The following is a 13,719-nucleotide window of genomic DNA, read 5'->3' on the forward strand; positions in this document are numbered from 1 at the left end:
CAAAACATGTACAAATTCGTCATCCCGGGCGCATTGAGAACGGCGCCTTTCCCCTTCATAAGGATGGCGAGAGATGGCTCAGCCCGCGTTGAAAGTGGTGGATACGCCCAGCATGGACAAGGACAAGTCGAAGGCGATCGATGCCGCCCTGTCCCAGATCGAGCGCGCCTTCGGAAAGGGCTCGATCATGCGGCTCGGCAAGACCGACAAGGTCGCCGAGGTCGAGACGGTCTCGACCGGGTCGCTGGGCCTCGACATCGCGCTCGGCGTCGGCGGCCTGCCGCGCGGGCGCGTCATCGAGATCTACGGGCCGGAATCCTCGGGTAAGACCACGCTCGCGCTCCACACCATCGCGGAGGCCCAGAAGAAGGGCGGCGTCTGCGCCTTCGTGGACGCCGAGCACGCCCTCGACCCGGTCTACGCGCGCAAGCTCGGCGTGAACCTCGACGACCTCCTGATCTCGCAGCCCGACACGGGCGAGCAGGCGCTCGAGATCACCGACACGCTGGTGCGCTCCGGCGCCATCGACGTGCTGGTGGTCGACTCTGTGGCGGCCCTGACGCCGCGGGCGGAGATCGAGGGAGAGATGGGCGATTCGCAGCCCGGCCTCCAGGCCCGGCTGATGAGCCAGGCCCTGCGCAAGCTCACGGGCTCGATCTCGCGCTCGAAGTGCATGGTGATCTTCATCAACCAGATCCGCATGAAGATCGGCGTGATGTACGGCTCGCCGGAGACGACCACGGGCGGCAACGCGCTGAAGTTCTACGCCTCCGTGCGCCTCGATATCCGCCGCGTCTCGACGCTCAAGGACCGCGACGAGGCCATCGGCAACCAGGTCCGCGTCAAGGTCGTCAAGAACAAGGTCGCGCCGCCCTTCAAGCAGGTCGAGTTCGACATCATGTTCGGCGAAGGCGTGTCCAAGGTCGGCGAGCTGATCGACCTCGGCGTCAAGGCCGGGATCGTGGAGAAGTCGGGCGCCTGGTTCTCGCATGCCAGCCAGCGCCTCGGCCAGGGCCGCGAGAACGCCAAGGGCTTCCTGCGGGACAATCCCGAGATCGCCGCCAAGATCGAGGGAGCGATCCGCCAGAACTCGGGCCTCGTCGCCGAGCGCATCCTCGAGAACGCGACGCCGACCGCCGACGACCTCGACGAGGGCGAGGCCTGAATCGCTCCCGAGCGGATTCAAACCCTCCCGCGAGGGCTTGGCGGTTCACGGAGGCCGTCGGTGCCGAACTCGGCCGCTTCCCGGCCGGGCGCGGGTCCCCTCTCCCGTCCGGGAGAGGGACGGGGTGAGGGGTGGTGCGACCTCTCCGGAGATGTCGCACCCCTCACCCGGTCCGCGTTCCGCGGACTCGACCTCTCCCGCACGAAAGAGGTGAGAGGCGCCCGATCCTGGGACGGTCGGATCGGCGCCAGCATCGATCCGACCGCCAGCTCGCACGGGAGGTGGGCTGGCGCGGACGCGCCGTCCTGCGCGGAGCGACCGGACCGGGACGACGCGGCATCGGTCGATCGGATCCCGCATCGGCCGTGACTTACGGCGCGGCGGTCCTTATGAGGGCGGATGAGGCGGTCAGGCTTTGCCAGAAGCCCGGCGCGCAAGCCCAGGCCCACAAGAGTCAATTTCGATGAGCGGCGTCAACGAGATCCGGTCGACCTTCCTCGATTACTTCGCGCAAGCCGGCCATGCCGTGCTGCCCTCGTCCTCGCTGGTGCCGAAGAACGACCCCACGCTGATGTTCACGAACGCCGGCATGGTGCAGTTCAAGAACGTGTTCACGGGCGTGGAGAAGCGGCCCTACACGAAGGCGACCACGGCGCAGAAATGCGTCCGCGCGGGTGGCAAGCACAACGACCTCGACAATGTCGGCTACACGGCGCGCCATCACACCTTCTTCGAGATGCTCGGCAATTTCTCCTTCGGCGATTACTTCAAGGCCGAGGCGATCGAGCTCGCCTGGACGCTGATCACGCGGGAGTTCGGCCTGTCGAAGGACCGTCTTCTCGTCACCGTCTACGCCGACGACGACGAGGCCGCGGGCCTCTGGCGGAAGATCGCGGGCTTTGCCGACGACAGGATCATCCGGATCGGCACCTCCGACAATTTCTGGCAGATGGGCGATACCGGCCCCTGCGGCCCATGCTCGGAGATCTTCATCGACCAGGGCCCGGCGCTGCAGGGCGGCCCGCCCGGCTCGCCCGACGAGGACGGCGACCGCTTCCTCGAATTCTGGAACCTCGTCTTCATGCAGTACGAGCAGATCGAGCCGGGCAACCGGCTCGCCCTGCCGCGCCCCTCGATCGACACCGGCATGGGGCTCGAGCGCATCTCGGCGATCCTGCAGGGCGTGACGAGCAACTACGAGACGGATCTGTTCCGGACGCTGATCGACGCGGTCAGCCACGCGGTCGGACGGCCGCCCGAGGCCGGCAACGTCGCCTCCTACCGGGTCATCGCCGACCACCTGCGCGCCTCGTCCTTCCTGGTGGCGGACGGGGTGCTGCCGGGCAACGAGGGGCGCGGCTACGTGCTGCGGCGGATCATGCGCCGCGCCATGCGCCATGCCGAGCTGATCGGCTCGCGCGAGCCGATGATGTACCGCCTCGTGCCGACGCTGGTGCGCGAGATGGGGCAGGCCTACCCCGAGCTGATGCGGGCCGAGAGCCTGATCGGCGAGACCCTGCGCCTGGAGGAGACCCGGTTCCGCCGCACGCTGGAGCGGGGCCTCGCGATCCTGGATGCCGAGAGCCGCGACCTGACCTCCGGCCAGAACCTGTCCGGCGAGACCGCCTTCACGCTCTACGACACCTACGGCTTCCCCCTCGACCTGACGCAGGACGCGCTCAAGAACCGCGGCATCGGCGTCGACACCGACGCCTTCAACGCCGCCATGGAGCGCCAGCGCCAGGCTGCGCGGGCCGCCTGGTCGGGCTCGGGCGAGGCCGCCACGGAGACGGTCTGGTTCGCCATCCGGGAGCGGGTCGGCGCTTCCGAGTTCCTGGGCTACGAGACCGAGGGCGCCGAGGGCATCGTCACGGCGCTCCTGCGCGAGGGCGGCGAGGTCGAGGCGCTGCGGGCCGGCGAGAGCGGCCTGATGCTCGCCAACCAGACCCCGTTCTACGCCGAATCCGGCGGCCAGGTCGGCGATACCGGCCTCGTCCTGGCCGGCGGCCTCAGGGCGCGGGTCACCGGCACCGAGAAGAAGCTCGGCGACCTCTTCGTCCACCACGTCACGGTCGATGACGGCAGCCTCGCGGTCGGCCAGGCGGTCGAGCTGCAGGTCGACCATGCCCGCCGCACCGCGATCCGGGCGAACCACTCGGCGACGCACCTCCTGCACGAGGCCTTGCGGCAGGTGCTCGGCGACCACGTCGCCCAGAAGGGCTCGCTCGTCTCGCCCGAGCGCCTCCGCTTCGACTTCAGCCACCCGAAGCCCATGGACGAGGCCGAGATCCGCGCCGTCGAGGACATCGCCAACGCGGTGCTCCTGCAGAACGCGCCGGTGGTCACCAAGCTGATGGCGGTGGACGAGGCGATCGAATCCGGCGCCCGCGCGCTCTTCGGCGAGAAGTACGGCGACGAGGTCCGGGTGGTCTCGATGGGCCGGCCCGTCGACGATGCCGGCACGCAGGTCGAGAGCGGCCGCCTGCCGAACTTCTCGATCGAGCTGTGCGGCGGCACGCACGCCGCCCGCACCGGCGATATCGGCCTGATCTCGGTGATCGGCGAGAGCGCGGTCGGGGCGGGCGTGCGCCGGATCGAGGCGATGACCGCGAACGCCGCCCGCCGCCAGCGGGCCGAGGAGAGCCGCACGCTCGGGGCGCTCGCCGGCCTCCTCAAGGCGCCCGTCGCCGATGCGCCGGAGCGCCTCGCGGCCTTGATGGAGGACCGCCGCCGGTTGGAGCGCGAGCTCGCCGATGCCCGCAGGAAGCTCGCCATGGCCGGCGGCTCCGGCCAGCAGGAGGGCGGCGCCCGCGAGGTCAACGGCGTGAAGCTGATGGCACGCGTCGTCGAGGGCATCGAGATGCGCGACCTCAAGAGCCTCGCCGACGAGGGCAAGAGCCGGCTCGGCTCCGGCATCGTCGCCATCGTGGGCGTTGCCGAGGACGGCAAGGCCGGCCTCGTCGTCGGCGTCACCGAGGACCTAACGGAGCGCTACGACGCGGTCGGCCTGGTCCGGGCGGGAGCCGGCCATCTCGGCGGCAAGGGCGGCGGCGGGCGCCGCGACATGGCCCAGGCCGGCGGCCCGAACGGCGCCGGCGCCGAGGCGGCGCTGGCGGCCATCGCGGAGGCGCTCTCGGCGGCCGCGTGAGCGCGGGACCGGTCCGGGCGGCCGCTCCCGTTCGGGCCGGGCGGTTCACGCATCGCGGCTATCCTCTCCCGCAGATCTCGGGCCTGTCCGAGATCTGCGCTTGCCAGCCCAGATCCGTCACAGGCCCGATCCGGGTGGGAAGGAGCCGGAGGCGGGGTGGTGCCGCGGAGAGCGCGGCGGTGCCTCCCGCACCACCCCCACCTTGATCCTTCCCCGCAAGGGAGAGGGGAAGCGCGTCCCGTTTCGTGACCGAGCGCCCGCCGCGATGTGTGAACCGATGAGCCCCGCTCGCACGCGCCAAGAGATGTGCCCCCGACGCGGCGGCCGGCTCAGTTCACCCGCTTCCAGGTCTGGCGCTTGCAGAACACGCTCATGACGCAGCCGGCGACCTCGATCGTGTTGGCGCTCGTCATCTTGAGCGAGCCCGAATAGGTCTTCCCGTCCTTCGGATTGTAGAGCGTGCCCTCGTAGCCGTCGGACGTCGCCTTGGTGGCGTTGACGATCTGCACGCCGACGACGCTGCGGCTGCGCAGCGCCGGGTTCGGGTTGTTCTCGTCGATGCCCTTGCCGGAGGTGCTGGCGATGACGCCGCAATAGCCCCCGCCGCAGCGGGAGAGGCGGACCTTCGAATCGCCGGTCTCCGTCAGCCAGGTGCCGCTCGGGTCGCCGCCCTTCTGGGCGAGCGCGGTTCCACCGGTCGCCAGGGCGGCGAGGAGCGCGGCGCCGAGGCACAGGCGGATGCGGAATGTCGTCATGCTGGTGGTCCTCCCGATCGCGTGTCCGTACGGACATCGTTCCTGACGGCTTAGCGGTTTCGGTTCGGATTCGGCAAGCCGTCCGGCAGGGGGAGGGGCGCCTCGACGGCGGGCAGGCGAACCAACTTTTCGCGAGACCGGTATGGCGACGCCGGACGGCCGGGGAAATCGGCCCGGATCAGCGAGCGCCGTCGGCCAGGACCGCGCCCGTGTAGGTCTCGGCGACCTCGCAGAAGGGCAGGCCGGCCGCGGTCGAGAGCACGGCCTCGACGGAGAAGAGCGGCTCGTCCGCGGCGGGCAGGCGGCCGGGCACGGCCTGCCAGATCATGCGCAGCCCGAGATTGCGCCGGGTCGGCGCCAGCGGCCGGACCACGCGGCCGAACGGCGTATCGGTCGAGTCGAGGATCGCGTTCATCTCCGGCGTCAGCCGGCCGGGGACGTACCAGTTATCCGCCTCCGACAGCACGTGCGTCCCGCAGGTCAGCCGCACGCGCCGGTAGCGGACAGGCTCGTGCGGCCCGACGGCGAGGCGGCCGCGCTGCGCGTCGGTGAGCGGCTTGTCGGGACCGGGCAGCCGCCGGGCCACGAGATGCGGGTCGTCGGCCAGGCCCCGCTCGGCGCACCACGCCTCCAGCACGGCGGTGGCGCTGTGGCCGGTCAGCAGGCGGGCGCGCAGGATCTCGATCACGCTGGCAGTCTCGGACGCGGTCTCGGGCCCGGCAGGCCGGTCCCGGCGCGCGGCGGCCGGCGCTTGGGCAGGGGCAGAGGCAAGGGCTTGGGCGGAGACGGCCTGCAGCAGCATCGCTATCGCAACTCGGAAGGGAAATGTCCGTCGCACGGATGCACCTTCGCGGTCCATGACGCACCGCCGTATAATCTGTGCGGCGTTCCGTCCACGGCAATCGGGGCGCGGCCCCGTTCCCTCGACCGAGGCCGCTGTCATGCCTTCGCCTCAATCGGCGGGGAAGCAGGCCGGCCGGCCGAATGGGGGGAGCCGCGCGGTGGTGCCGGGCGCGGGCGATCGAAGCCCGTCCCCGCGGTCGCGGCCAGGTCCTCCCGGCATGCCGAGGCGAGGCGCCATCCGTGCGAGACCGCCCGCGCCGAACATCCTGAGGGGTCCGAAAGCCGATGTTTCCTGCCATCCGCCCAGCCCGCGCGCGGCACGCCGCCGCGATCCTCGCCGTCGCGGGAACCGTCGCCGCAGGCTCCGCGGGCCCGGCCGCGGCGCAGCCGAAGGACGCCCCGGCGCCCGCAGCCTCGCCCGCCCAGGGGCAGACCGGCCCGCTGACGCTCAACCTGAAGCCGGACCCGAAGCAGGCCGACTGGACCAAGGTCTGCAACAAGGACCCGAATTCCGGCAACGACGTCTGCAACATCACCCGCGACTTCGTCACCGAGAGCGGCCAGCCGGTCCTGGCCGTCGCGGTCTTCGGGCTCACCAACCTGAGCTCGAAGCAGGAGACGCACGTCGTCCGCCTCCTGATGCCCCTCGGCATGCAGGTGCAGACCGGCGTCAGCCTGGCCGTCGAGGGCGTGCCCGCCTCCGCCGGGAAGTTCTCCCTGTGCCTCGCCATGGGCTGCTTTGCGGAGGTCGGGATCTTCGGGCCGGAGCTGATCGCCGCGCTCAGGAAGGCGCCGACGCTGAGCGTGACGAGCGAGAACCAGACCCGGCGTGAGACCACCTTCGTGGTGCCGCTGGCCGGCTTCGGAAAGGTCTACGACGGCGCGCCGATCGATCCCAAGCTGCTCGCGGATCAGGAGAAGAAGATCGACGCCCTGGCGGGGAAGCGCGAGGAGAGCGCCCGCAAGACCGAGCCCGGCAAGATCGAGTCCGGCAAGACGGGCACGGCGCCGAAGCCCTGACGCGGGGCGCCCGTCCCGAAGGCGGGCGCGTCGGGATCCGCAGCGATCCGGGCGCGCCTGCACCGCGCGCGCGCCACGGCCCAGGCGGGACCGTGCAGCCGTATGTCGTGGGATCGGGAAACGGACACGGCACGGGCCGCATCGAGAGGGGGGATGGTGGAGCCTAACGGGAACTCCAAAAGCCACCCCCAAGCCATTGATTCGAAAGAAACACTCGACATTTCAAAGGCATGTGAGTACCTACCTGGGGTACTTTTTGGGGTACGCAGAGGCCCTTTTATGCCCCGTCCGTCATCGTCTGATACCCGCTATCTGGAACAGAACCACGGGAAGTGGCGTGTCACCATAGCGGTTCCCCGTGACCTCCACGGCAAGCTCGGCACCCGCCTCAAACGTCAGCTTCAGACTGACAGCCTCGCCATTGCGAACCAACTCAAGTGGCAGGTTGTCAGCGAACTCAAGGCCGAGATTGACCGTGCCAGACGGGGAGCCGGTGGCGCTCCATCCCGAACCGATATCCTCACCCGTGAAGCCATCATGCTGGCCAATGAACGGGCTAAGGCGCAGACTGACGACGATCTGGACACCCTGGATTATGTGGTAGGCCTGAGAGCCGACGAACTCCGAGGCGACCCGGTGGCGGTCGAGCCTGACCACAGAGGCCGTCCTGAGTACATCTACGATCCCCAAAGGGACGCCGCAGCGGGACATTTCCGTGCCCTGGCGATGGGGGAGGCAACACCTATTGGCCTCCATCACGAACGGTTCATCGCGTCAGCGAATCTGAAGGCGCGGACGAAGGGCGACGATTATCGGGCAGTGAAGTTCCTCGTAGCGTGGTGCGAGAGGAACCGTGTGCCTGCGACACTCGAAGCGATCACCCGGAAGGTGGCAGTACGGTTCACCAACGACCTCCCCGGGGACGCGGGAGGGCAGAGCGCCACCACGCTCAAGAAGTACCTCAACCGCCTGTCGCGATACTGGCAGTGGCTTCAAGCACAGGAGATGGTGGCAGTGGACGTGTGGTCCCGTATCCACCGGCTTCTGCCAGCGGTCGCTAAGGGGCCGGAAGAGCGATCCTTCACGGACGCTGAAGTGGCCCGCCTCCTGACTGGTCGAGCCTCACAGCAGATGGACGACCTCATGCGCCTTGGTGCCCTCACAGGGGCTCGCCTGGACGTGATCGTTGATCTGAAGGTGAAGGACTGCGCAGACGGCCTGCTGACCTTCAAGCCTCAGAAGAAGGAGACCAAGCCTCGTTCGGTGCCGATACACCCGGCATTGGTCGAGATCATCGAACGCCGCTGTAAGGGCAGGTCGGGTGAGGATGACGTATTCCCGGAGTGGCCCCCGTCGAAGGGATCATCCGAACGGGAACGTTCCTTCAAGGCATCCAACGCCTTCACGATCTACCGGCGCAAGGTCGGTGTGGATGAAGTGATCGCAGGCAAGCGCCGCTCCCTCGTCAACTTCCACAGCTTCAGGCGTTGGTTCATCACCAAAGCCGAGCAAGCGGGCCAGCCCGAGAACATCATCGCAGCCGTCGTGGGCCACAAGCGCAAGGGGATGACCCTCGGACGGTACTCATCAGGGCCGCTGATTGCGCAAGCGAGGCAGTGCGTGGAGGCCGTCAAGTTGCCTGACGTACACGATGAGAGAAGAGATGACCGACGAGTTGAAGCGGCTCATTTGCTTTGAGCAACAGGGCTGACCGTCAAGGATTCCAGTAACCGATGAACATCCGTCCCTGCCAGAGTGGAAATGACAAGGCTGGCACGCTCACGATCTTCGACCGGACCTTCCCTGCAGCTCATAATTTCCTAGAGGCACGCGAGCACACTGAGGCACGCCTGCATCTTGAGGAGTTTTTGAAGCACACTGCAACCCTCATGGCGGTAGGTGAGCAAGGGGTACTCGGCTTCATCACCGTGGATGATGAGGGATACATCCCGGCGTTATACGTGGACAGTTCGCGGTTGCGCCGTGGGGTAGGATCAGCGCTGCTCAATGCAGCACAAGATCTCCATAAGCGATTGAGCCTCCACGTCTTCGCGGAGAACGTGCCCGCGGTGCGGTTCTATCAAACCCAAGGCTTCGCAGTTGTTCATGAGGATATACAGATCGACGCCTCAGGGAGGCGGCATGTCCGCTTCGAGATGGAACGTCGCTCCTAATCGACTTCACCACGAAAGGAAAACAATGGACGACTGGAGGGACATCACGGCGCTCTGGGTCGTCGGCTTAAATCCTGGCATCAGACAACATCAGGAGGAACTTCGAGGCCCGTGCAACGGCGTTGGAGGGTGAGCCCCAGACGGTATGAAAGCATGCATCGAGGCCGTGAAGCTGCCGGAAGGCATTTGACGCCTCCAGATCTTCAATCACCGTCTCGACGGTCTCCTCTTGGTACCTCTCGCATCATCTCGTTCGGTAGCGGGCGTTGGAGCTTCAGCGCGTCCGGGGTTGGAGCCTCGAGCCACGTTGACCACTCATCCGGCTCAGTGAGCAGCACCGGCATGACCTTCGGGTGGACAGGGCCAACAACTCCGTTTGCCTCAGTCGTGAGGAACGAGAACAGCCGATGTTCCTCCTCAATCCGATCTGGGTTCTCCGTATTCGTGCCACGCACGCCTTTCCAGGGCCGCCAAATGCCCGTGAAGGCGAAGAGAGGCCGGTTGTCGGATACCGCGAACCACACCGGCGTCTTGCGCGCTCAGTATCTGCGTACTCGCTCAAGAGGGTGACTGGCAGGAGGCAATCCGCCTTTGTGGACGACGAAGAGGTCGGCGTTGTGCAAACAGCAAATCAAATGCGTAAGCAATGTCCCTGACTGCAGATAGTATCCGATCCGAGCCGCCGCCGACACTGATCGGTCTTCGTACAGCGAGCTACGCATTGCACTGGACCTCCAGTTCCGGTTTCACAGACTTGGTTACCTTCGCAATGAGCGTCTTGCGAGCATTGCATCATGCGATCGCAACCCTTTAGGCATGAGACGTACTTGTCGTTGCATCCGGCAGTCCCGGAGCTGCAACCGTTTGAGCAGGAAGCAAGCTCATTGTTGCAGGAATTAGAGCAAGACGTGTTACCAGGGCTGCAGGAAGAGTCACAACTTGTGTAGGTATCCATACAATTCAAGGTACAGGAACCCCCAGAAGACCCTCCCGGCAATGAAGAATCGCAGAGCATGACAAAATTTATCTGACAGCGGGCCTTGCAGGCTTGCTTGAGGCGAGAGCCTGCGAACGCATGATTCGTGTTCAGCACAGAAGATGCAAAAATCAGAATGAATACGATCACAGACTTTATCGAGAGAACTCTTGCGAACATGGCCGCCTCTCAGACGAAGCTCTGGAAAAAGAAGAAATCATGATTTTGCTGCCTATACAAGGATGAATGAACGTTTTGAATGGCACTAACTCGCTCACCCTAACGCCTCACGTTTTCATTGAGGCGAAGTTGCTGTTGCGCGCATGGAGATCACCCAGGAAGGGGGCGACACCTTTCAGAGCAGGATCGCGCGGCAAACCGTACATGGAGGGGCACTTCCAACTAAGGCACGCAGCCTCAATAGTTTTCTGGAGAATTTACGAGACGGCATCGACAAACTAAGTCGACTGGATTCTCCCCCATGCCCCCCATCGCGAACCGAGCGTGGTGTCTCGCGTGGTATCGGGTGCAGGCGCACGAGAGAAGCACGAGCGCGAGGCTTGGCCTCCGGTCTCCCTTGCTAGTCGAAGGCTCGCATGATCCGCTGATGAGCCCGATACAGTTCATCAACCACACCGAACGCCGCCTGGATCGAGGATACGACCCCAGCGGCCTCAAACGCGCCTGATGGACCGCCAACGAAGCAGGCATAGGTGGCACGCTGCTTACCGAGGAAGGTCCGACCTGCGTTCGTCTTCACGATCATCAGGCTGGCTTCCAAGTCCCAAGCAGTGACGAAGGCCAGCCCGTCTGGGGCTACCTCTTGATTGAAGGTGATGTAGTCCTCTCGTGAGGCGTTCTCGAACTCACTCGACAGCGGCATCGGCGTTACACGCCTGCCTTGCTTCACTCTGTCGATGAGGCTGTCGAAGAACGACCGATGGTCAGCCTTGTCCATGGGCAGGCGAGCGTAAGCCCGAAGAACCTCAGCTATCGTTGTGCCGCTCGTGGCTGGCCTCAAGCCATCGCGCGTGAGCAGCATCTCAACCTCGTCGTCTGCAACCGTCACTGCCACCTCCATGAAGCTGTGCAACCGTCAGCGGTATGACGAACGGGAGCAAGCCTGGAGAAGTGCTTGACGGTGGAGAACCGTAACCATAACATCCGTCTCAACGAGCAATGAGATGGACGTTACGTGTTATGGCTCAGGGCAAGTTCGTCGCCTACTACCGCGTCAGCACAGCCAAGCAGGGCACGTCTGGCCTCGGCTTAGAGGCACAGCAGGAAGCCGTCAGGGCGCACCTCAACGGCGGAAGCTGGCGTCTTGTGGCTGAGGTGGTGGAGGTTGAGAGCGGCAAGCGCAATGACCGCCCGAAGCTGGCTGAGGCTCTACGCCTGTGCCGCCTTCACGGGGCCACCCTCATTATCGCCAAGCTGGATCGTCTGGCCCGTAACGTGGCCTTTGTATCCAACCTGATGGAGAGCGGGGTGGAGTTCACGGCAGTGGACTTCCCTCAAGCCAATCGGCTCACGGTCCACATCCTCGCTGCTGTGGCAGAGCACGAGGCACAGATGATCTCGACCCGCACCAAGGCCGCACTGGCTGCTGCCAAGGCCCGTGGGACGAAGCTGGGCGGTCACAGGGGTTACGTGCCGACCAATGACGCACGAGCAGCAGGACGGGCCACACAGGCCGTGAGGGCAGCAGGACGGACTAGTGATCTCGCTCCGATCCTCGCGGACCTCCAGGCCGCTGGTGTGACCTCCTTCGGTGCCCTTGCGCGTGCCCTGAACGAGCGGGGCATCCCGACCGCACGGGGAGGAGAGTGGTCACCTATGCAGGTGTCGAGGGTGCTGGCCAAGCTGGCTGAAAAGGCAGTGTGACTAATATGTCAGGTAGCTTCTGCGGTGCTCGGTTGTTCGCGTAACCAGCCAGCCTGCTCGGCAAGAACCTGACGGTAAGCCTGCTCCAGCACGCCGCAGGGATACAAGCCCACCTTGTTTCGGTACGCGCCCTTGATGGGAGAGCGCACCTTCTTGGGCACCTTCCCAAGGATCTCCTGGTGGAGTAGCCGCGCCCTCTTACCCACCCGGATGAGGAAGCCACGGTCCCACTTCTCACCGCCTAGCTTCATGAACTGCTGCGTGGTCAGCAGCATCACGCGACAGGGTTTGCACAGCGAACAATCGGGGGCAGCAGCGGTCACAAACACGGCTCCAAGGGCGCCCAATCACTATACGCACATACCTGCCTCTGCAAATCCGGAAAAGACGTTATCTGTCAGCAACTTGAGAGGAAAATAGCCTATTACCCCTCCCATTAGCAGACGCAGGGCATCGTCCGAGCTGAGGCATCAGCCTCGTCCGCCTGCTTCTTCACGACCGTGCCTGTCCCTCGGGGGATGGGCGCAGCTTCTCATGGTCACCGTGAGCGGCCCTCCGCTGCCACGCTAGACCTCCAAACAGGATCATCACAGATGACAGCACGAACATGCCGTGCGCCCGGATGTGGCGCGCGAACGACCCGCTATGGGCGCTTCTGCTCCACTCACAAATCCCGCTCACGCCGTCACGGACACCCCGAGCAGCGGGCCATTACGAAGGCTGACCTTGCCCCCTTCGTGAAGCTCGTCCAGGCACGCATCGCGAAGAACCGAGCCAATCCTGTCTGGGCCCTCTGCGAGGCCCGATGGCACGCTCTGGTCGCGGATGCTCAACACATCACCGCTCGTCAGGGTGGACAGGCCGGTTCCCGATACGAGCGCATCGCAGCTCAAGAGGTCGTCAAACTCGCGGCCAATGTCGAACCATCGGCGGTGATGGAGAGCACCTTCGCGATGTTCCTCCTTGAGGATCACCAGCCCAGGCGGTTCCGCTCTGATGCATCCTTCCGGTCTCAGCTTGTGAGGCGCCTGCGCGGGCTCAGTGAGGTCAATGCCGGCGTCTGGCTCAACCCGGCAACCGGGAGGAGCAAGCGAGCATACCGCGAACTGGCACCCCGCGCCGTCATGATCATCGCAGCCTGGATCATCGAGGCGTTTGGCGGTCTCGGCATTCATCTCGCGAAGCTGGAGCAGGAAGAGCGCACCGCTCGACAGCAACGGATCAATGATTACTCCGCTGCAGTCGCACAGCTCAGTTGAGGGTGAACAAGGTGCCAGAAGTGGTTGCCGCCTTCAGGGCGTCTTCTCCAATGCATTCGGCATCTCCCCAACACAGCAACTCATCCCTCCGGGGGATCAAGGTCCATTACGCAAGCCCACAACAAGCGAGAAAACGAACTGATGCTTTACACCGATGAGGTGCTCGACCGACGAACGGGCACTCTGAACACGATCAACATAGGGGATTGGATCACCCTCACCGAACTTGGCGGACTGCACGGAGTAGGTTCAAGAGAGGTTCGCACCATTCTCCGACAAATGGACATCATCAGCATCGAGGGACGTGGAAAAAGCTCCCGACATCGTCTCCAGCCGTGGTTCGTTGAACGAGGCTACGGCAAAAGGATCAGACCCAAGAAGGGGCGTTACCCCTTCGATGTGATCGGGCCAGAAGGCAGGGCTTGGATCGAGAGCCGCTGGACTGAAGCTGCGGCTGCTGTCGAGGCAACAAGGTCCGGTCCGACCGCCACCGAA

Annotated in this window: 11 protein-coding genes and 2 pseudogenes; 8 read left to right on the forward strand and 5 right to left on the reverse strand. The window is 65.2% G+C overall.

The genetic code is table 11. The annotated features are described in order from the left end of the window. Positions 1-73: 73 nt before the first annotated feature. Both recA and alaS read left to right on the forward strand, forming a co-directional pair. Entirely contained in the window at positions 74-1,165 is a 1,092-nt protein-coding gene (gene recA / locus WDW90_RS15155) for a recombinase RecA (protein WP_336488226.1), read from the forward strand. A 463-nt stretch (positions 1,166-1,628) separates the two neighbouring features. Next, positions 1,629-4,313: an alanine--tRNA ligase gene (gene alaS, locus WDW90_RS15160; RefSeq protein WP_336488227.1), complete on the forward strand. Its 2,685-nt coding sequence runs from the start codon at positions 1,629-1,631 to the stop codon at positions 4,311-4,313. A 329-nt stretch (positions 4,314-4,642) separates the two neighbouring features. Here the strand turns inward: alaS and WDW90_RS15165 are convergent, their stop codons facing one another. Then, positions 4,643-5,068 (reverse strand): DUF2147 domain-containing protein, encoded by a 426-nt coding sequence (locus WDW90_RS15165; protein WP_336488228.1) that lies wholly within the window; start codon positions 5,066-5,068, stop codon positions 4,643-4,645. Between the two features lie 178 nt (positions 5,069-5,246). Then, on the reverse strand, positions 5,247-5,870 hold the full coding sequence (locus WDW90_RS15170; RefSeq protein WP_336488229.1) for a hypothetical protein: 624 nt from the start codon (positions 5,868-5,870) through the stop codon (positions 5,247-5,249). A gap of 326 nt (positions 5,871-6,196) precedes the next feature. On the opposite strand from WDW90_RS15170, the gene WDW90_RS15175 reads away from it, so the two are divergent. The 3 genes from WDW90_RS15175 to WDW90_RS15185 all read left to right on the forward strand — a co-directional run bounded on the left by WDW90_RS15175 (position 6,197) and on the right by WDW90_RS15185 (position 9,105). Continuing rightward, positions 6,197-6,931 carry an invasion associated locus B family protein gene (locus WDW90_RS15175; protein WP_336488230.1) on the forward strand — a complete coding sequence of 245 codons (735 nt, stop codon included), beginning with the start codon at positions 6,197-6,199 and terminating at the stop codon, positions 6,929-6,931. A gap of 279 nt (positions 6,932-7,210) precedes the next feature. Beyond that, positions 7,211-8,629: a tyrosine-type recombinase/integrase gene (locus WDW90_RS15180; RefSeq protein WP_336488231.1), complete on the forward strand. Its 1,419-nt coding sequence runs from the start codon at positions 7,211-7,213 to the stop codon at positions 8,627-8,629. 35 nt (positions 8,630-8,664) lie between these two features. Next, the gene (locus tag WDW90_RS15185; RefSeq protein WP_336488232.1) at positions 8,665-9,105 is read left to right on the forward strand and encodes a GNAT family N-acetyltransferase; all 441 of its coding nucleotides are present in this window, start codon (positions 8,665-8,667) and stop codon (positions 9,103-9,105) included. Between the two features lie 203 nt (positions 9,106-9,308). On the opposite strand, the pseudogene WDW90_RS15190 reads toward WDW90_RS15185, so the two are convergent. Beyond that, positions 9,309-9,688 (reverse strand): annotated as a pseudogene (locus WDW90_RS15190) (SOS response-associated peptidase family protein); the annotation flags it as partial. A gap of 973 nt (positions 9,689-10,661) precedes the next feature. Further along, entirely contained in the window at positions 10,662-11,123 is a 462-nt protein-coding gene (locus WDW90_RS15195; protein WP_336488233.1) for a hypothetical protein, read from the reverse strand. Between the two features lie 158 nt (positions 11,124-11,281). Between WDW90_RS15195 and WDW90_RS15200 the strand changes: the two genes are divergently transcribed. After that, the gene (locus WDW90_RS15200) at positions 11,282-11,965 is read left to right on the forward strand and encodes a recombinase family protein (RefSeq protein ID WP_336488234.1); all 684 of its coding nucleotides are present in this window, start codon (positions 11,282-11,284) and stop codon (positions 11,963-11,965) included. 8 nt (positions 11,966-11,973) lie between these two features. On the opposite strand, the gene WDW90_RS15205 is transcribed toward WDW90_RS15200, so the two are convergent. Next, positions 11,974-12,288 carry a hypothetical protein gene (locus WDW90_RS15205; protein WP_336488235.1) on the reverse strand — a complete coding sequence of 105 codons (315 nt, stop codon included), beginning with the start codon at positions 12,286-12,288 and terminating at the stop codon, positions 11,974-11,976. Between the two features lie 414 nt (positions 12,289-12,702). Between WDW90_RS15205 and WDW90_RS15210 the strand changes: the two genes are divergently transcribed. Beyond that, positions 12,703-13,224: a hypothetical protein gene (locus WDW90_RS15210; protein ID WP_336488236.1), complete on the forward strand. Its 522-nt coding sequence runs from the start codon at positions 12,703-12,705 to the stop codon at positions 13,222-13,224. A gap of 141 nt (positions 13,225-13,365) precedes the next feature. Further along, positions 13,366-13,719 (forward strand): annotated as a pseudogene (locus tag WDW90_RS15215) (hypothetical protein); the annotation flags it as partial.

Source organism: Methylobacterium nigriterrae (assembly GCF_037106235.1).
Taxonomy (GTDB): domain Bacteria; phylum Pseudomonadota; class Alphaproteobacteria; order Rhizobiales; family Beijerinckiaceae; genus Methylobacterium; species Methylobacterium nigriterrae.